This window comes from Endozoicomonas atrinae (genome assembly GCF_001647025.1).
GTDB classification, from domain to species: domain Bacteria; phylum Pseudomonadota; class Gammaproteobacteria; order Pseudomonadales; family Endozoicomonadaceae; genus Endozoicomonas; species Endozoicomonas atrinae.
In genome coordinates, this window is sequence record NZ_LUKQ02000097.1 from 1 (window position 1) to 20805 (window position 20805).

Annotated in this window: 9 protein-coding genes and 1 pseudogene; 7 read left to right on the forward strand and 3 right to left on the reverse strand. The window is 46.4% G+C overall.

Annotated elements, in window-relative coordinates; all coding sequences use genetic code 11:
- Positions 1–293 precede the first annotated feature (293 nt).
- Positions 294–1403, reverse strand: coding sequence for a S1C family serine protease (locus AK963_RS14510; RefSeq protein WP_066016169.1), 1110 nt, complete (start codon positions 1401–1403; stop codon positions 294–296).
- A 92-nt stretch (positions 1404–1495) separates the two neighbouring features.
- On the opposite strand from AK963_RS14510, the gene AK963_RS14515 reads away from it, so the two are divergent.
- Both AK963_RS14515 and AK963_RS14520 read left to right on the forward strand, forming a co-directional pair.
- The gene (locus AK963_RS14515) at positions 1496–2284 is read left to right on the forward strand and encodes a Nif3-like dinuclear metal center hexameric protein (protein ID WP_066016170.1); all 789 of its coding nucleotides are present in this window, start codon (positions 1496–1498) and stop codon (positions 2282–2284) included.
- Between the two features lie 296 nt (positions 2285–2580).
- Entirely contained in the window at positions 2581–3897 is a 1317-nt protein-coding gene (locus AK963_RS14520; protein WP_066016171.1) for an anaerobic C4-dicarboxylate transporter family protein, read from the forward strand.
- 109 nt (positions 3898–4006) lie between these two features.
- Here the strand turns inward: AK963_RS14520 and AK963_RS14525 are convergent, their stop codons facing one another.
- Entirely contained in the window at positions 4007–14038 is a 10032-nt protein-coding gene (locus AK963_RS14525) for a hypothetical protein (protein WP_066016172.1), read from the reverse strand.
- 436 nt (positions 14039–14474) lie between these two features.
- Here AK963_RS14525 and cysD point away from each other — a divergent pair, with 436 nt between their 5' ends.
- From cysD to tdh, 5 genes are all read left to right on the forward strand, one after another.
- Positions 14475–15383 carry a sulfate adenylyltransferase subunit CysD gene (gene cysD / locus AK963_RS14530; protein ID WP_066016173.1) on the forward strand — a complete coding sequence of 303 codons (909 nt, stop codon included), beginning with the start codon at positions 14475–14477 and terminating at the stop codon, positions 15381–15383.
- A complete protein-coding gene (gene cysN, locus AK963_RS14535) occupies positions 15383–16981 on the forward strand; it encodes a sulfate adenylyltransferase subunit CysN (RefSeq protein WP_066016174.1) in 1599 nt (532 codons plus the stop codon). Before cysD ends, cysN begins: the two co-directional genes overlap by 1 nt.
- 136 nt (positions 16982–17117) lie before the next feature.
- Complete coding sequence (locus AK963_RS14540; RefSeq protein WP_066016175.1) at positions 17118–17999, forward strand: CPBP family intramembrane glutamic endopeptidase; 882 nt, start codon at positions 17118–17120, stop codon at positions 17997–17999.
- 305 nt (positions 18000–18304) lie between these two features.
- Positions 18305–19501 (forward strand): glycine C-acetyltransferase, encoded by a 1197-nt coding sequence (locus AK963_RS14545; protein WP_066016176.1) that lies wholly within the window; start codon positions 18305–18307, stop codon positions 19499–19501.
- A gap of 70 nt (positions 19502–19571) precedes the next feature.
- The gene (gene tdh, locus AK963_RS14550; protein ID WP_066016177.1) at positions 19572–20606 is read left to right on the forward strand and encodes an L-threonine 3-dehydrogenase; all 1035 of its coding nucleotides are present in this window, start codon (positions 19572–19574) and stop codon (positions 20604–20606) included.
- Between the two features lie 9 nt (positions 20607–20615).
- Here tdh and AK963_RS35385 read toward each other — a convergent pair.
- Positions 20616–20805 (reverse strand): annotated as a pseudogene (locus AK963_RS35385) (IS630 family transposase); the annotation flags it as partial.

Consider the following 20805-nt stretch of genomic DNA (forward strand, 5'->3'; position numbering starts at 1 on the left):
TGCATCGTGAAAGTTTTCAGGAAAATCGGGAGTTTTAGGCATGACATTAACGGGATGAACAACAGGCTATTTAAAGTATAAAGGCAATCGCAGAATTCGTGACATATTTTGAAAATGAAATTGGTATGACTTCTCCGGCTCTTCCCTGATGGAGCCGGAGTTGACTGTTTACACCTTAATTAATGAATTAGTGAGATCTTCCTGTAATCGTTGTTCTGTGCGTTCTTTCCGGGCTTTATCAGCCCGGTTTTTTTATTTAAGGCAAAGAACCATTCCGTGTGTCTTCTATAGATTCAGTTAACAATCTTCGGTCGTGTTGTTGCCTGTGCGGTTAATTCAATCGCTTCTCCATCTCTCAACACCTGCATGGTCATCTGTTGGCCGGGTGGAATGCGGGCCACCATATTCATTACCTTGCGACCATCCCGTGTGCTCTGGCCATTGATGCCGGTGAGAATATCTCCACGTCTTAGCCCCGCGTTGTCTGCCGGGCCGCCTTCATAAACTCCGGTAATTAAAATGCCAACTTTCGTGCTGACTCCATAGGCTTCTGCCAGTGTCGAACTGAGTGGCTGTGACTCAATACCCAGCCAGCCTCGAATCACACGACCGTATTTAATGATGGAATCCATAACAAAGCGGGCCATATTGGAAGGAATCACAAAGCCAACCCCTTCACTGCCACCACCACGGGAAAACAGCAGTGTGCTGATGCCAATCAGGTCGCCATAGGCATTGACCAGAGCACCGCCGGAATTGCCGACATTGATGGCGGCATCGGTTTGGATAAAGTCCTCATAGGTGTTTAACTGCAGGTCGTTACGACCGGTGGCGCTGATAATGCCCATGGTCACCGTCTGCCCCAGTCCAAATGGGTTACCAATGGCCAGAACTACATCACCAATCTCTGCACTGGCCGAGTCCACCAGATCCAGATAGGGCAGGTCTTTCAGATCAACTTTTAAAACCGCCAGGTCACTTTCCGGGTCGGCTCCGATAATGCTGGCTTTGACTTCACGGCCATCACGCAAAGTAATCATCAGCTTGGCTGCGTTCTGAATCACATGATGGTTGGTCAGGATATAACCTTCAGGATCTACGATAACACCGGAACCTTCAGGAGTATTGCGGGCATTGGTTCTCTGAGGCAGTGGCAGGTTGCTGTCACCGCGCTGGGACAGGCTGTTTGTAGAGATGCTGACCACAGCCGGAGCTGCTCTTTTGACCGCATCGCTGTAGGAAACCTGACCGGTGAAGTTGAACACTCTGGATGATTGTTCAATGAGACGGTTGCGGGATTTTTCTGAAATACCACCGAACTCTGGCTTGAGCAGCAGAACTGTGAGCGCGGCTAAAAGCCCGATCAGGATAGGTAAGCCAACCGACTTAAGCAGTTTTTTCATTCGGAGCCCATGGGAATTGCAGTTATGTGATTATAATGAGATCAACAAAATATGATTCTTAATATACAGCGATGTATGGATGGAGAGAACCGATGGCGCCGACATCACAAGATATGACATTAAAAGAAATGGTGGCATTACTGGATCAGGAGTTGCAGCCGGGCCTTTTCAAAGACTACTGCCCCAATGGTATTCAAGTCGATGCCAGCCGGGCAGTGGACTCTCCAATAAAGAAGATAGTCACGGGGGTTACCGCCTGTCAGGCACTGATTGATCGTGCTGTTGAGCTGCAGGCCGATGCCATTCTGGTTCATCATGGGTATTTCTGGCGTGGTGAAGATGCTGTTATTACGGGTATAAAGCGCCAACGTATCGAAACTCTGTTGGCGAACAATATCAGCCTGGTTGCCTACCATCTGCCGTTGGATGCCCATCCAACGTTTGGCAATAATGCGGAGCTTGCCCGTTTAATGGGGTGGGACGTGGTAGGTGGAATGGAGCCGGGAGCCAAACTGCCTGTTGGTAACTGGGGAACAACGGGGCGAAAATTGTCACTGGATGATTTGAGTCAGGAAATTTCCAGCAAGCTTGGGCGAGACCCACTAGTGATTGCCGGAGGAAACCACTCCATCAAAACCATTGCCTGGTGCACTGGGGCCGCCCAAAGCATGATTGATAAAGCACTGAACCTTGGGGTGGATGCTTTTGTCAGTGGTGAGATTTCAGAATCAACAGTGCATTTTGCCAGGGAAAATGGCATTCATTATATCAGTGCCGGTCATCATGCTACCGAGCGTTATGGTGTTCAGGCTCTGGCTCGCTGGTTGCATGACGAAACGGGAATTGAGCATGAGTTCGTCGATATTGACTCTCCGGTATAACGTTCTCTAATTACCTTCTTAAAAGCGGCCTGTTCTTCATTGTTTTATTAACTTTGTGTCGTATTGTGAGAAAAAACAGGCCGATTGTTCTTCTGTGATTACCCCTGAAAAGCAAATTTACTAATTATTTAAACACAGCTGAAATTGTTGCTGTAAATCAATCTGCATAAAAAATAACTCTCGTACACTTGCCTCACTTTTTCCTCTGCCTCTCTGCTACTGCGGGTTCCTCACGGCGGCGAGGCGGTTTTGTCTTGTTGTTTTGGACAGCACTTTTGTGTTGTTTGGGGGTAATTATGATCTGGCTGCAGTTGGCCGTCGTGATTCTGTGCATCTTGATTGGTGCACGTATCGGGGGGATCGGTCTTGGTTTGATGGGTGGTGTGGGTCTTGCCATTCTTTCCTTTGTTTTCGGTATTCAGCCAACGTCTCCACCCATCGACGTTATGTTGATGATTCTGGCGGTAGTCTCTGCCGTTGCCTGTATGCAGGCCGCTGGCGGTATGGATTACCTGGTTCAGGTGGCAGAGCGGATTCTCAGAAAGAATCCAAAGCGCATTACCTTTATGGCGCCTGCAGTCACTTACGTTTTCACTATGTTTGCAGGTACTGGCCACGTTGCTTATTCAGTGTTGCCGGTTATTGCTGAAGTAGCCCGTCGTACCGGTGTTCGTCCTGAGCGCCCAATGGCAATGTCCGTTATTTCCTCTCAGGTGGCCATTGTTGCCAGCCCGATTGCAGCAGCGACCGTAGCCATGCTGACGGTGATGTCATCAAACTTTGGCGTGACACTGGGGCAGATTCTCGGCGTTACTATTCCTGCGACGGTTATTGGCCTGTTCCTGGCGGCTCTGGTGACCAACAAGCTGGGTAAAGAACTGAAAGACGACCCAGAATATCAGCGTCGTTTAGAAGATCCTGAGTACCGTCGTAAGATTGAAGAAAGTGTTTCTGTTTCTGTATCGGAACTGAAGCCCGGAGCCAAAACCTCCGTACTGCTGTTCCTGCTGGGAGCGGTGATGGTGGTTGTGATGGGTGCCCTGCCTGCGCTTCGTCCACAGTTTAACGGTTCCGCCATGTCCATGGCACACACCATCGAAATCATCATGTTGACGGTTGCAGCGCTGACTGTATGGCTGGCGAAAGCGGATGTGACTGAAGCAAGCCGTGGTGATGTGTTTATCGCCGGTGTCCGAGCGATTATTGCGATCTTCGGTATTGCCTGGCTGGGTGACAGCTTCTTTGGTGCCCACGATGCCCTGTTGAAAGGCGGTATTGCCGATATGGTACAGTCTGCTCCATGGGCTTTTGCCATTGCGCTGTTTGTTCTGTCCATCATGATTAACAGTCAGGCTGCGACCACATCTACACTGATGCCTCTGGGTGTGGCTCTTGGACTGCCAGTGGCTTCCCTGATCGCTATGTTCCCGGCTGTTAACGGTTACTTCTTTGTACCTAACTACGGTCCGATCATTGCCGCTATCGACTTTGACAGCACAGGCACAACCAAGATTGGTAAGTACGTGTTTAACCACAGCTTTATGATCCCGGGTTTGCTGTCGATTGTATTTTCTGTGATTGCTGGCTTTGTGTTTAGCAATATCATACTTTGATCGTTGGCTTGTTTTTAAAAAAGCTCCTCTTAAAAAAGAGGAGCTTTTTCTTTCTGTTCTAAGGACTTTAATGGCAGGTCTTACTTTGCTGTAAAAGGTTTAGCTGTTGTTATCCATCCATTTGCTGAACTTCACTGGTATTAATAGATCTAACTTTCACGCTGCCCTCAACTAATCCAACTTCATATACAGTCTCGACTCTGAGCCTTCTCCTGGCATCAGGTATTGGTGAAAGCTCTCTATCATGTAAGTTAATGTCCCACTCGAAGACTTTTGAGAGCAATAAGATATTATTACCTTTTACATCTTGCGCGATTTCCAAAGTAGCGTTGCTTTTCCGGCTTGGTTGGTCAGGGAATACCAATCGTGGAGGACCCATTTCATCAAGGTTTGGAGCTTTGGGTAAACAAGCATCTATAACCAGAGAGAGTTTTGACTGAATAACTTCGGATATACCCTGGTGCAGGGCATAGGCTCCCTGGTGAGAGTGAGCAAGCATGGTGGTAATCAAGTGCTCCATCCGTTCCCCTTCTTCAACACCAGCTTCTTTCAGTAAGCCTTTAAAAGCAGTGGTCAGTTTTTCAAGTACACGTGCTGAGGATTTCTGTACCAGGTCTGCTTCACTTGGGCTTTCTCCATCGAAAGCTGTTGCTTTAAGTTGAGATTTTTCCTGAAGATAGTCATTGTGAGTGAAAGCTGACTGGGGATTATCAGCAGTTTTCAAATGGCAGGAAAATGCTTCCCGTTCAATATCTTTTTGAACCTGATGATTGACATCTTCTCGTTTTTTTTCAGCCATCAGATCCACTTTTTCATTTTCTGCAAGTATTTGGAAAAAGTTAAGACTATCAATATGGGGAAGTGATCTTTCATTAAAAGTCAGTTCTTGATCATTAAATAATCGGCTTATCACATCAGGAGAGAATACTTTACACGCCTTGTCCATATCCGAGGCACATAACTGACGTAAAACCTCGGCATCAATGAGCAATGCAACGGCTTTGTTCAAAGTTTTCAATCTCTCATCCTTTACTCTTCTCTTCCAGTGAGTTCCTTTTCCTTCATTTTTTTCATTTTCTTTTTCTCTCGAAGTTTCGTTGGCATATTCTTTTGCTTTGCGCCTCAGCATCGGGCCAGAATCAGCAATAACTGATTTTGATAATTCTTTGAGTTTCTTGATTTCTTCAGCTGGCTTTTTTTTGTACTCTTTCTGGTATCTTCTCAGATATTTCTCTACGCCTTGAGAAATCTCTTCTTGAAGTTGATGAGTTAATTGAGAATAACAACTAGCCAGAAAATCTTTCTGGTTTTTCATGCCGGAAGACTCTTTCGATCTGAGGTCTGAGTATTGCGCCTCAAATGTGGTCAGCTTACCCTGAATATCAAGAAGACGTTCATTTAGCTCGTTTTGCTCGTTGCTCTCAGAAACTGTATTTTTTAACCTGTCGGACAGCTCATCTTGTTTATTTTTGAGTTGTTCAATGTTTCTCCTGATGTCTTCAAGCGAAATAATCTGGGTGTTCAGGCAAACCTCAAATACAAATGTTTTCTGTTCAGGTTTCATCAGACCGATAGCCAGCATTGCTGCGACCTGGCCATTGATCAGGTCGGGGCTTGCACTTTTCCATGCCTTTTGAGTTTGCCATAAGAACTCTACTGATATCCCCAGCTCCTCTTTACCATAGTTCGTGCGTCTTGAGCTTGCTTCAGACTGAGTTTTAAGAATCAGGTATCTGGCACCAAGATCAACAAGCTGAGAGTACATTTTCTCTCTTACGGCATCCGCAGGTGGTGCCTGAAGAGAGAAAGCGTCCACAGAAAAGTATTTTTGGATGGTCGACATGTATCTCGATACATCTTTTATTACGTCATTCGCATCTTCTCTATGCTTTCCTTGCTCATGTATACCATCCAGGGCTTTTTGGGCATCACTATATAAACCCATCATTGCGGTAGCAGAAGGTATGTCTGCTGATGAGATAACCAGTTTATCATCGTCAGTAGGGGAGAGGTGCTGTAATCCCGTATTGTTCTGGTGTTGCATCAAAGCGAGCTTCTGCTCATCGGTTAAAGAATCAGGTTGTTTTGTTGGATCATTTTCATCTTCAGATAAAAGAGGGTCATCAGAAGATAGATCAAAAGACATATCACCAGTCAAACTGATGACGTCATCAACTTCAGCTTGCACACCGGTCTCTATATCATCCATACCTGTGTCATGAGCATTGTTTTCAGCGAGAAAATTGTTTTCTGGCTGCAGATCAGGATATGCTGATGAAGTTGTTGGTTCTACAGGCTCATTATCGGCTTCGTTAATCTCTTGCAGTACTTCTGGTGTATCACTTTTTGGCTTTTCATTTAACTTTTTACGAATTCCTTCTTGAATTCCTTGTAGCTTCTTACACTGACGGTTTTGGCTGTCTGAACCGACGGCTTTACTGAGTATGTTCTCAATGGTTTTCTGTTCAAGATTATATTGTTCACAATACTGATAACAGCTCTCTGCATGCTTCTGAAGTGTACCTGCTCTTTTCAGGAGGGATCTCAACCTTTTCTGATCGTCCATGGATAGCTCTTTAAAAAGAAGCTGTCTGAAATCACGCTCTATTTGCCCAAATTCATTGTTAAAACAGGCAAGTTTATGAATTAAACGAAATGAGTATTTGAACACGCCTTTATTTGGCTCACTCTCTTCATCAAGAGTGTTAGAATGATCATCCTGACAACGTGCCATGAAATTCCAGTAAGCTTGCTCACTTACAGGCCTGGTAGCATCTCTGAACGCTTCACCTCTAAGGGATTTATCAGTTACTTCAGCTTTGGCCAGAATGGAATAACGAAAGCGTTTCTCTGCTTTTGCTTCTTCTTCTATATCAGCATTAATATCTCTGATGACATTGTAAGGGTCACAGGCTCTGACAAAAGATTGTTCATCAACCAGCATCCTGCGGATGAAATCTATTTTAATAGTATTGTCGCGGTCATATGGCTTAATGTCCTGCCTTTTTGTTTCTTTATTACCGCACAGAGCAAGTCGGAAGCAGATGCTCATATCATACGCTCTCGCTATTGCAAGATCGCTTTTTGGTCTTTTTCTTAACTGGGGAGGGATTATGTTTTGTAGCCGTAATTTTTTCTGTTTTCTACCCCGTGGAAGCGATATTGCCAGAGATGGAGCGTGTTCAGCATCAGATATCTGGTCGCTATCACTTTCGTTGACGTAGGCCATAGGGTGAATATCTTCTAAATGAACTTCTGAACTTTCATTGTTGATGGAAGCTTCTTTGCTTTCAGTACCAATGGTGGCGTTATTCTTTTGATCTTCTTTAAGCGTTTCAGCTGAACTATGGGTGACCAGGGACGCTGGATGACTGGCAGATATGTCGTCTGATTCTGCCCTGATAGATGTAAATGGAGTGGATTCCTCGGGTTGTTCGGCGATTGTGGTATCTTTTAAAACAGACGTCTCAGCCATCGCTTCACTTGGGGTAAACCAATAGTTTGCTGCAGAGTGAATCGCCCACTGTGCCCCTTTGATCGGGTAGCTGCGAAGAATGCGGGATGTATCTCGAACAGAACGGCGTATATCCTCCATGCCTTTATCCGTTGTGTTTTTCACCCATGTATACCAATAAATCGGCGCCAGGTTAGCATCATCTGTGAAAAACTTTTTGGTATGCCTGTCTACTCTGCTTGCTTCATTCGAAGGGTAAATCTGCAGGATAGATACATCAGCTATTTTCTGTTCCAGACTGGATCCAACATGACAGTCTCCGGTGGCCTGAACGATATCACCTTCAACCTTTAGATGAAAAATTTCCGTTTTAATTCCTGTGTGTTCCTGCTGTCCATTAAGGCGGTTTAATGCAGAAATAACTCGGTTATGCGTTATTTCAGGTACTCCTGCAGAGCATTTAGTGAAGAGGGTGATTTTCTGAATGTTTGCCAACAACGGGGTGGCTGTTAGTGTTTCATTAGCAATGGCGCTGATGTTCGGGTTGAGGAAATGGCCAAAAAAGTTTTGAGCATCAGCGCCACCAAGACTATGTCCGGTAATGGTTAAGTTGACAGCCCGGTCTGGGTAATGTCTAAGAATATTATGAAGTTGCTGGGTAATACTCTTCGCAGCTTTTTCCATGGTGTCGAAACCAGCTCCAGATGGTTCCAAGTCACGTATGGCTGAGGCATCATATGGGTTTGTTCCCCTGAAAATAAGTTTTAAATCAACAGGCTTTCCGGTGTCGGAATTTTCAGGGTAGAGAATATAGGCATTTAGGCCAGGAGGAACTTCTTGGACTTTTTGTACGTTATGTCGCTGGTTGCCATCAGAATGGCCCGGTAGCTCTACCTGGCTCTTTCCATCAAGGTTATAGGCCAGTTGATGGGCCAGGTATTCCAGTAATACAAGGGGTTTATTGATAGCGTCTTCGAGCTCTTGTTTAAAAGGTTTGAGTTCTTGTGCACAATCTCTGAGATCTTCCCAATCGTCCATGTCAGAATCATCTATGGAATCTGGTTTACTGACGAGCTCTTGGGCATCTGTTATGCAAAAGCTGCCAACGCTTGAAAACTCACTGAGTTCTGGAAGATGAGGTGCTATTTGTTCAGGGATAGTGTTTCCACTCAATCGTTCTTTCCTTTGAGTGGTGAGCTCCGGATCAGAGGCATGTCCTCTGATTCTTTTATGCTTATCATCCAAGCTTGTTTTGTTCTTACTGACAGCTGGATCAAACAAATGTGGAGTCATTGCTCCAATTTGGTCGGGGGCAGCATGGTCAGTACCACTGAATACACTAGTTTGTCGGTTTGCTAAACCAAAGTCTGAAGCAGCAGGGCTCAATAATGGGGTGGTATCACTACTTTCCACATCAGCCCAATGGCCATAGCTCAGTCTATCCAGGCTGAAAGCACTTCGAACGGTAGAAGGTTGTTTTGCTAAGGTATAAGTGGGCAGTGAACGGCTTTCTTCGGTTGTCGTGAATAGTCTTGGTTCAAAGTCGGGCTCAGGCGATGTCAATGTGTCATTTTCCGTTGATAGCATTGTAAGGAATGCTTGAGCCTTCTCTTCACTTTCCATTCCATCGGTTTGTTCATCAGGCTCAGCAGCTTCTGGCACACGAATCTGCTGATTGATTAAACCGGTATTTGACTCAGAGTCTGAATCAGTTGGGCTGTTGTCGCTACTGTGATCTTCGATATCAGCAAGGTAGCCACAGTTAAGCCCATCCAGACTTAGAGCCCTTCGATCTCGAGATTGTGGTTTTTCTCCGAGAAAAGCTGGCAATGAATAGCTTTGCCCTATTGTGTTAGAGAATCCTGATATGAAGTCCGGTTCAGGCAATAAGTGAGTATCATCATGCGCTAATGACACTATAAGAGATGATGAACTTTCCTCTCCCCGATCATCATCAAAATGTGCCTGATCATGAATTGTTGCCTGTTGCTGATCTAGCTCATTAACCTTCAAACGTAGGTTGGAAGTTTTCCCGGTAATCATCTGAAAGAGAGGTTGAGCTTCGAGTTTCTGTGTAACATCGCCTTGTTCATATTTTCCAAAATTTTCATTTCGATAAGTAATGTACTGATGATTTGGGAGGAGAGCATCGGATGTGGGAATCTCACCGGTCTGAATATTTGCTTGCCTGAGACATTGCTCCGACTGGAAAATAAAGTCCTGCATTGCTTTCAGTTTTTTTAAAGAGTATGAATTCATACCGGAATAACTATCTATATCATCAGGGGAACCATAAAATGTGAACTGAGCTCCATAATAAACTCGATGCGCAGGATCATCAGGGTTATAGGGTTCTAGCGGCTTTTCTGAGTTTTGTAATAATGTTTCTATATAGGGAAAGTTACTCATTTTCCAAACCGTAAAGGGGTTGGCCGTCGAGAACAGTAATGATTTGACCGCATTAAAGGCGTTGTCTATTGAGTGTTTAGCTACACTGAGATGAAATTTATTGAGGTCAATAAGCTCACAACTTAAAGCCCATGGATTAGTATCCTTTTTTCTAAACTGTATAAAGGCACATGATCTCAGGTTCGTTTCGATATGATAGGATCCAAAATTACCACCTCCTGTCTGAAAGGCGGTAATAATATCTTCATATTCAGCAGTAATGTCTGTATGAGTAACAAACGTTGTGCTTGGCATGATACGCAGCTTTTTATACAGCTCTGCTGTTGTCCTCCCATTTTCAATAGAGCTGTCTGATTGATCGAAATCTCTATCTGTATGTGTTACTACAACCATTGTATCTTCTGGTAAGTCGCTGTTGTCTGTTGGTGCTTCCCTGTCAGCCATTAAAGAGTTCCGAATATCTTCTTCGGAAGTGTTTGAAGCGCTGTCCAAGTGACCCAGCACATCACCTTCTCTTTCGGGAGGTTGTAAATCCGGCAGCAGCACAGGATATTTAACCGGTTCTAGATACTCGAATTTTTCAGCTATCGATGTATCAATGGTAGTGGGTTTGAGTGGTGTGCTATTTTGAGTTGCCTCTTTTTCTTCCTGAGCAGAATGCATTTTATTTTCAGCTCTGAAAGAGGCTATGGCATCATCAGGAGAGCTATTTGCAATGCTGTTTATTGCAGATATAGGGCTGTGAGTCTGTACCTGTGACTTCTTAACCTCATTGTATGGGGAGTCTCCCTGTTTTATAGCAATAGTTTGTGACGTTTCTTGGCGCCTGTCGTCAAATGTCACTTCTACGCTCTCTAAGTTCCAGTGGATGCATTCTTCTTCAGGCTGCGTGCTGCTGGCTGGCAGTGCAGGATGCTCCCAATTGAGATCTGATAGTTGATCCCGATTGAAAATGAGTTTTAAGGGGGATGCACTGGTTGTATGGGTTTTGAATAGTGTATCAAGATCGTCACGAGTGACCGAAATATTGAGTTCGGTCACTCTCAGGGGCGTCTCAGTCCTATTCTGCATTAAGAGAGTCAGCCGCAGGTCGACGGGTTCAAGGGCCTCTGAAACTGGGGAAATGGCAGCCCGGTTTGCGATTTCTTCTACTTTTAAAAACAGTTGTTGCTGATTTCCAGAAGTTTGAAGCGACTGGCTAGTGGTGTTGTTTCCAAGAACAACATGAATATCATCGCCATTGCTTTCAAGGGTCACTGCAATGAAAAGAGCATTTTCATCCATTGGATTTAAAGCATGAATATCGCTACTTCTCTGTATTCTCTTATCAAAGCTAGCTGCTATTGAACTCCGTTCCTCAGCCGTTGGCGAAAATTGAGGCCTTAAACCATCGCGAGCACTATCAGCATAGGGTGACGTTGGGGTTAGCTGCTGTTGTTTTACAAGCCTGAGATCACTGTCTTTAGATAGTGGGCGAGCTGGCTGATGCGCTTCTGGTCTCGGACTCGCTCTCTCGATTACTCTTGATTGCTGATTAGAAAGTGTATGCTTTGCATCCATCAACCCATCTGTCGAGTCAGGAGCGCTATGCTGTGTGGGTAACGATTGAGTAGGACGCCTGTAGACTTTGAGCGGGCGTTGAATCTCAAGCGAACCTTGAGTGATATTCGGTGATGTAGGTGTAGAAACTGGTTCTGTTTCAAAAACTCTCAATGACTCTTCACGGGATTCTATGCTGCCTGTTGCATCTTCGGTATCGATTGACTCGACAGGCTCTTGATTGAAGGCTTCTCCATTGGGGAAATCTGAGGATTGAGTCGCTTGCTGTTGAATGCTTGAGCCAGCCAGCTCTGGAAAACTTTCAAGATCATCATCCAATAACCCAGTTAGTGAAGGGGCAGCTGATTGATGGTGCTCTTCAGATGGATTGACAGTCAGTATGCTGCCCTCATCAGGTGAGCTGGAAGCCACAGAAGCTGCGTCGTCATTATCCTCAGAAGAGGACGCAGGGCTTTGTCTTGCCTGTTTAAGTGCCGATAGGTTTTCGAGTGGTATTGAATAACTGTCCTCTTCGGCTGCTGACTTTTCTGCTTCTCTCTGATATTCAGAAAATGTTACTGAATCAGAATTAGAGCCAGCCCCTGATGAAGGTTCGTGATGGTCGGAATAATCGCCAGATAAACTCAATCTGCCTGGTAAAGAGGTCTCTGAGATGTCATTTGTTGCTACGGAGGCTCCAGTAACATTGTCAGCTTCAATTGGTTGGAAAACCTCTTGATTCAAAGCTGTGCTTCTGATTCCTTCAGAGGAAGGAGTAGTCGTAAAGCCGTTACTTTCATTATCTGAAAGCTCAGTTGCTACCACTTCAGGCCATTGAAAGGTGGTTTCTCCATCAGATGGTTCTTGAGGCAGGAAGGTATGCCCTGTGGACTGATCAGCAATATAGTTGTTTGAAGTACCAGAGGCGTGGGAAGCAACGGGTACTGCTTCACTATTCTCACCAGGAAAAAGAGAGGAATCCGAGCTTGTCTGCTCGATGCTGGTCGGTATTTCGGATTGAAGTGAGGTAGCGTCTTTCTCGATTGCTGGTAAGTCGATTTCTTCCCGGATTGGTATCGGTCTGAATGAACGGGGCAGTGAACCTGATGCTGGTTCTGGATTGATCTGCTCACCTTCAGTCTCAGCAAGGTTACCCATTAACACTGGAGAGTTTTGACGAGTACTGTCTTCATCAGATAAGGGGCTTACAATACTGCCTGTAGCAGGCTCTTCAAGTGCTTGCTGGGGAGACTCAGTGTGCCTTATAGACCGATCAACACTGTAGCTGCTCGCCGTGCCTGAGGTTTGTGAACTCAGGGGAGCCGTTTCACTGTTCTCATTCTCATCAGGAAAAAGAGTTGAGCCAGGTCTTGTCTGCTCGATGCTGATTGGTCTTTCTGATCGAATAGAGGTGTTGTCTTCCTTTGCTGCTGATAACCCTGTTTCTCGCTGGCTCTGAAGAGGCGTTACTGACCCATGAAATGCGCCTAATGAAGGCCCTTGAAGAATCCCTTCATCTTCATCTTCATCGTCTGTAGATTCCGGCATAACTGCTGGAGAGGGTTGACGAGAGCTGTCTCTATCAGAAGTAGATCTTCGGGGAGCTGATATAGCGGACTCATCCGATAGTGAATGAATAGGTGTAGTTTGCCTTGTCAGTTGCTGATTAATAATATTTCTATCGACTTCAGCTGCTGAGCGGGGGGTAAGGGGCCCCGCTTGAATATCCGTGGCAGAGAAAGCACCAGGATTGACGCCTTCAGGTTGAAATGAAGCATTGCTGTCTTCGGTTTCAGGTGTTCCAGCCCCTCTCCGCTCCCGACGTGGTGGAACAGAATAAGGATTATCCTCACGTATTGAGGACGTTTCCCAGTTGTCAGAACTATTTCCAGGAGTATCCGGCCTGCCGGGCAAACTGGTCCCAGGCATTGTAATGATCATATCCTCATTAACAGAGTGGGCAGGGCTTATTGAGAACGGAGAAACATTGTAGGCATCCGATAAATCATCAGATACACCAGGGCTTGAAGGTGGAGTAGTGGACCTGCTGACCCCGGAATCTGAAGATGAATCTGTATTATCAGGGCTAGTGGGCTCTGGCTGCTCATTGACAGGTTCGTCTTGAATTAATAGTGCCTCGTCATCAGGGCTAAGTCTAAGTGGCCCTTTACCTGTTGGTATTTGTACAGTTTGCGGGGTTGGAGCAGGCTCATAGGCAGTAGGGCTTGTGCTATCCCTCATTGGCACAGGTTGTGGTTGAACTGGTGTTTTCTTGTGGTTCCCTGTTGATGGTGTAAGCCCACTGGGTGCAGAGGCTGGCTTAGGGTCTATAGGTGGAGTCTGGCGAGGGGCAGTCGGCTGTGTTAGATGGTGAGTTGGCAGCGTGTTTCTCTGGCTGGGGGACACCTTATGGTGGTTTATATAGGGCAGTACCCCAACATGGCGAACTTTGCGCTCAGATAATGCTTTGTGACACAGATAAACAGATGCGACAGTCCCCAGGGTGAAACTGCCAGCAGCCACTAATGCAAATCCCAGTGGTGGGAGCAGGAAAGATGAAACAAGAGTCGCTAGTCCAGCCAGAATAAGAAACGGAAGACTTTTGCTCACTACTATTTGAACTTTTCTTTTAGTGGAAAAGCATGTGTGCTCTGTATCAAGCTTAGAGGGCTCAAATGCAGTCAGGTCCTTTAATAAAGAGCCTGAAGAAGATACATTTACTGGTCCCTGACTGGCCATAACTGAACATCCTTATATCTTGAAATTAGTTATCATGGGTTTTTGGTTTTTTGTAAGCTTTGTTTTTATTTGTTTTTTTGTCCTTGTTTATACATTCAGACAATATTGTGTTCAGGTTTCATTCGTTCACTAACCGAAGCGTTATTCCTTCCTGATCAGTGACATACAGAATTTATTTTCAAACTCATACTCTTTTTTGACATGCTAGTTCCGAATTGGTTCATCGGTCAGTTATTACCGATTGCAGCGTTATTTTGAGCTCAGGATTAATCGGAGAGGGAAGGCAGAATTCTGGTGCAGGATTACGGGGAGAGGATGAAACAGTAAGGGATATATTTATATGTAAAAACGATATACATATTAAATTTATTATTCTTTTTTCGCTGATAGTATTTCACTTAGAGCACAACAATAACTTCGCTTTGGGTCGAAATGCATGTCGGATCAACACTTCAATCATCTAAAACAGCTGGAAGCAGAAAGCATCCATATCATTCGGGAAGTGGCCGCTGAGTTTGAAAACCCTGTCATGCTGTACTCTATTGGTAAAGACTCCGCCGTAATGCTGCATCTGGCCATGAAAGCTTTTTACCCGGGAAAACCTCCCTTCCCTTTATTGCATGTGGATACCACCTGGAAGTTCCGGGAAATGATTGAGTTTCGGGATCAGCTGACGGAAAGGCTGGGGCTTGAGCTGTTGGTGCATACCAATCCGGAAGGTCTGGAGCAGGGAGTTGGGCCATTTACCCATGGCAGCGCGAAACATACCGATGTAATGAAAACTCAGGCACTCAAGCAGGCATTGGATAAATACGGGTTTGATGCTGCTTTTGGTGGCGCTCGCCGGGATGAAGAAAAATCCAGGGCGAAAGAGCGGGTTTACTCTTTTCGAGACAAAAATCATCGCTGGGATCCTAAAAACCAGAGGCCCGAGCTTTGGAATGTCTATAACAGTCAGGTTGAGAAGGGGGAGAGTATTCGCGTGTTCCCACTTTCTAACTGGACGGAGCTTGATATCTGGCAGTATATCCATCTAGAACAGATCCCTATTGTCCCTCTGTATCTTGCGAAAGAGCGTCCGGTGGTCGAGCGTGATGGTAACCTGATCATGGTGGATGATGAGCGGATGCCGCTGAAACCGGGTGAAGAGCCTCAGATGCGTAAAGTACGTTTTAGAACATTGGGATGTTACCCGCTGACCGGTGCCGTAGAGTCTGAAGCAGATACACTGACTGAAGTGATTCAGGAGATGCTCCTGACCAGAACCTCTGAGCGACAAGGCCGAGTTATCGATCATGACAGTGCCGGTTCCATGGAAAAGAAAAAGCAGGAAGGGTATTTCTGATGTCACACCAATCTGAACTTATTGCCACCGATATCGAAGAATACCTGAACCGTCATGAGCAGAAAGAGATGCTGCGTTTTCTCACCTGTGGCAGTGTTGATGACGGTAAAAGCACACTGATTGGCCGCCTTTTGCACGATACCAGCATGATTTATGAAGATCAGCTGGCTGCCGTAGAAAACGACAGTAAACGTGTAGGTACTCAGGGTGAAAAACTGGATCTGGCCCTGCTGGTGGATGGTCTGCAGGCAGAGCGTGAGCAGGGTATTACCATTGATGTTGCCTACCGCTATTTTTCCACAGAAAAACGTAAGTACATCATTGCCGATACACCCGGGCATGAGCAGTACACGAGAAATATGGCCACCGGTGCGTCTACCTGTGATCTGGCAATCATTCTGATTGATGCCCGTCAAGGCGTGCTGACCCAGACGCGGCGGCATACCTATATAGCCAGCTTACTGGGTATAAAGCATATTGTCGTGGCGATCAATAAGATGGATCTGGTGGATTTTAGCAAGGCGCGATTTGAGGAAATTCGTAACCAGTATCTCGACTTTTCAGAGCCATTGAAGCTCGGTGATATCCAGTTTGTGCCGATGTCTGCGCTTGAAGGTGACAATGTTGTACACCGCAGTCAGCGTATGTCCTGGTATCGCGACAGTACGCTGATGGACGTGCTGGAAAATGTGGAGATTGCCCGGGATCGAAACCTGGATGACTTTCGCTTTCCCGTTCAATATGTCAATCGTCCTAACCTGGATTTTCGTGGGTTCTCGGGAACGCTGGCTTCTGGCAAGATTAAGCCCGGTGACCAGGTCAAGGTATTACCATCGGGACAGGTGAGCAGCGTTGCACGTATTGTGACCTGGGATGGTGATTCACCTGAAGCCCATGCGGGTCAGGCGGTTACGCTGACTCTGGCGGATGAAATTGATATCAGCCGTGGTGATATGCTGATTCACAGGGACAGTAGTGTTCAGGTGGCTACTGACCTGGATGTGGATCTGGTCTGGATGGCAGAGCAGCCCATGAGCCCTGGCAGGCAGTATCAAATTAAATTTTCTGCCGGCAAGGTTCCGGGCAGTTTTGCCGGGGTTGATCACCGAGTTGACGTGAACTCACTTGCCCATCATTCTGCAGATCAGCTGGCTCTCAATGAAATTGGTTTGTGTCATCTCAGGCTGACTCGGGCGGTACCTGTAGACAGCTACCAACGTAACCGCCAGACCGGTGCTTTTATCGTGATTGACCGGCTCAGTAACGCTACCGTTGCAGCCGGTATGGTGCGAGGTATCAGTGAACGTGCTCATGATCTGGATACCGTATCCAGAGTTCATCGCCAGCAACGTCTGGGTCAGAAAGGCGGTGTTTTTAAAGTCTCTAAGCAGCAAGCTGAAACTATTGAACGACAACTGTTTGATCGTGGATTTTATCCATTTGTGCTTAGTAGTGATGATGAGCAGTGGGCAGCCCGGGCGGATGCGTTGTTGAAGGCTGAGATTGCCGTTTTAATTGCATCGGAAGAAGAGTTTACTGATCTTGCATCTGTGGACTCGGCGGTAGAGACAATCATTGCATCTCTAACTCTTTCATAATTTTTTCCTCAGGCCTCTCTTCCATCAGGCGGAGAGGTCTCTCAAAAGCAGCTATAGTTGTTGGAATCAAAAGAGCGCAGTTTCCCTGTTTTTAGCTTGGGATGCTGATTGTTTCCAAACTGGATTGCTGTTTCGAATGCACCTCCCTGCCCAAAGTGTTGTTCCTGTCTTACTGATGCTGACACTGACCAGTTGCTGGTGTCTGCCCCGGTACACAACCTGGCTGCTTGCTGCTGTTTCGTTTGCCGTGGGTTATGGTCTGGACGTAATCAGCTTTGAAGCATTGCCCCTGATTCTCATTATGATGGTCTCAGCCTGGCGACTGTCGATGGTACAGGCGGTCTGGTTTCGCTGGTTGTTCACAGGATTTCTGTTTATCGCAACAGCGGTTTTGCTGGAGAAGCACTTTGCACCTGGTTTCCATAATGTGCTGGTTTGGGATAATCAACCGGTAAAACCAGGTTCAATGCCATTTACTTTGTACCTTAATGCGGATAAACCATGGCCTGCTTTGGCTGTTCTCCTGTTTTTCATGGGGCCGAAGCAGCCCATTGCCTATTCACTGCTTCAGACTGGGCGTCAGTGGCATCAAGCAGCCAGTCTTGCCCTGTTTCCAGTTATAGTCATGCTGATTGTGGTTTTAGGGCTGGCTCTTTGCATCGGATTTGTTCGCTGGCAGCCATCCTGGCCTGAGATTTCCTGGCTGTTTCTCCTGAATAATCTGTTAATAACCTCTTTGGCTGAGGCTTCGCTGCTTCGGGGGTTTCTGCAAAGTATGCTGATACGTCATCTTGGGAGCTACTCCTGGGGGGCGTCTATTGCAATTCTCCTGCCTGCGCTCATTCACAGTCTTGTCCATTATCCTGCCAGTTTCTCCTATATAGCGCTGGTCTTTATTGCCAGTGCTTTCTATGGCTGGATTTATCAGAGGTCCAGGTCTCTGGAGATGGCGGTACTTGGGCAATGGTTGCTTAATAGCTGTCATTTCCTGCTTTTCTCGTACCCTGCCGCTGCCTGAGAGCCTTTTACTCACCTCTGACCGTAAAGTGGTGATAATACGTACAAATGCCTGTTCAATGGGGCGCCTTACTGATCCACTATTAGTTCAATCATCTACAATGATCTGGTTGATGGCAGAAAAGCCATATCTACAGGTCTGGCAGCCTTTGATTTAAACGCAATCATGCCCGTGTTATTGGGGTAGACAGACATATTGGGTGTGCTTACCGGGGAACCTACCTCAAAAAGCAACTCTCTAAAGACTGTACTTTTGGCGGATGCTCAAAGGCGGGGCGTTAGAAATTACTGAGAACAGGAGCCGAAATGAAGGCCGATTTTTATGAAGGGCTGCGCAGGCAGCTGGATGAGCTGAAACAGGAAGGACTTTATAAAAGTGAACGGGTGATCAGCTCACAGCAGCAGGCTGAAATTAAGGTGACCACCGGCGAAGAGGTGCTTAACTTCTGTGCCAATAACTACCTGGGGCTGGCCAATGCGCCGGAACTGATTGAAGCGGGCAAGCAGGGGCTGGACCAGTATGGTTATGGTATGGCCTCTGTGCGTTTTATCTGTGGTACCCAGACCATTCATAAAGATCTGGAAGCGCGTATTTCCGAGTTTCTGGGAATGGAAGATACCATTCTTTATCCCTCCTGTTTTGATGCCAATGGTGGCCTGTTTGAAACCATCCTTGGGCCTGATGATGCCATTATCAGCGATGCCCTGAACCATGCCAGTATTATTGATGGCGTTCGTTTGTCCAAAGCCAAGCGTTTCCGTTATGCCAATAACGACATGGCCGATCTGGAAGCGCAGCTTCAGGCAGCCGATGCTGCTGGTGCCAAAACCAAACTGATTGCCACCGATGGTGTTTTCTCAATGGATGGTGTGATTGCCAACCTTAAAGGAGTCTGCGACCTGGCGGATAAATACGGCGCCCTGGTCATGGTGGATGACTGCCATGCAACCGGATTTATTGGTGAGAAAGGTGCGGGTACTCCTGAGTTCTGTGGTGTTATGGGGCGGGTGGACATTCTTACCGGTACATTGGGTAAAGCACTGGGTGGTGCTTCCGGTGGTTACACCTCTGGTAAGAAAGAAGTCATTGACTGGCTGCGTAACCGTTCACGTCCTTATCTGTTCTCCAACACGCTGGCTCCTAGTATTGCTGCCGCTTCGATCAAGGTATTTGACATGCTGGCTTCAGGTGCAGAGCTGCGCCAGAAGGTTCGTGATAATGCAGAATACTTCCGCTCTGAAATGACCAGACTGGGCTTTACCCTGGCCGGTGCCGATCATCCGATCGTTCCGGTGATGCTGGGGGATGCCTCACTGGCAGGTAAGTTTGCGGATCGAATGCTGGAAGAAGGCATTTATGTGGTTGGTTTCTCCTTCCCGGTAGTGCCAAAAGGGCAGGCGAGAATCCGTACCCAGATGTCTGCAGCCCATAGCAGAGAGCATCTGGACAAAGCTATTACCGCTTTCGCCAAGGTTGGTCGAGAGCTGGGTGTTATCAGCTGAGATTGCTGCTGATTTAATTGAAAGCTGGCTTGCTATGCTGAATAGCAAGCCCATTGAGAAAACTGAAACTGTGAAGACATTAGCCAAAAGCAAAGCGGAACCCGGAATCTGGATAGAAGAGCATCCTAAACCAGAAGTGGGTTACAACGATGTACTGATCAAAATCCGTAAGACGGCCATCTGCGGCACAGATATGCATATCTATCACTGGGATGAGTGGTCACAAAAGACCATTCCAGTGGGTATGCACGTTGGCCATGAGTTTGTTGGCGAAATCGTTGACATGGGCGAGGGTGTTCGAGGTTTTGAGATTGGTCAACGGGTTTCTGGTGAAGGTCATATTACCTGTGGACACTGTCGTAATTGTCGTGCCGGTCGTCGTCATCTCTGTAATTTTACGGTTGGGGTTGGCGTCAATCGTGATGGCGCTTTTGCAGAATATCTGGTGATTCCGGCGGTTAATGCCTTCCCGATTCCTGATGATATCAGTGATGACCTGGCCTCTATTTTTGACCCATTTGGTAATGCAGTTCATACAGCCCTTTCCTTTGACCTGGTCGGAGAAGATGTACTGATTACCGGTGCAGGCCCCATCGGTATTATGGCGGTAGCAATCTGTAAGCACGTGGGTGCCCGCAATGTGGTGATCACCGATGTGAATGAGTACCGTCTGGATCTGGCTCGTAAAATGGGCGCTACCCGTGCCGTCAACGTTGCCAAAACAGAGCTGAAAGATGTGATGTCTGAACTGGGCATGGTTGAAGGCTTTGACGTCGGCCTTGAAATGTCCGGCAATGGTCGTGCATTTGAACAGATGCTGGAAAATATGAATCACGGTGGCAAAGTAGCCCTGTTGGGAATTCCAGCCAGTGACACGGTGATTGACTGGAACCAGGTGATCTTCAAAGGTCTGGTTATCAAAGGTATCTATGGCCGCGAGATGTTTGAGACCTGGTACAAGATGACCAGCATGCTGCAGTCTGGTCTGGATATTTCTCCAGTCATTACCCACCGATTCCCGGTTGATGATTTTGAAAAGGGATTTGAAATAATGGGGTCTGGACAGTCTGGAAAAGTGATTCTGGATTGGAGTTATACCAATTGAATTTTCTAACTACTGTATAACTGCCCAATCACGGGAGCACAGACTGAACAGTCGACCAGCTTCGCTGCAAAGGTTATTCCAAGCTTCACAGCAACAATCTACAATATTTTCATAACCTGAAAATGCTTTGTTTGATAAGTCATGCTCCCGCATCCACTCCCATAGCCTTTCTGAGCTGTTTAACTCCGGTGCGAATGGT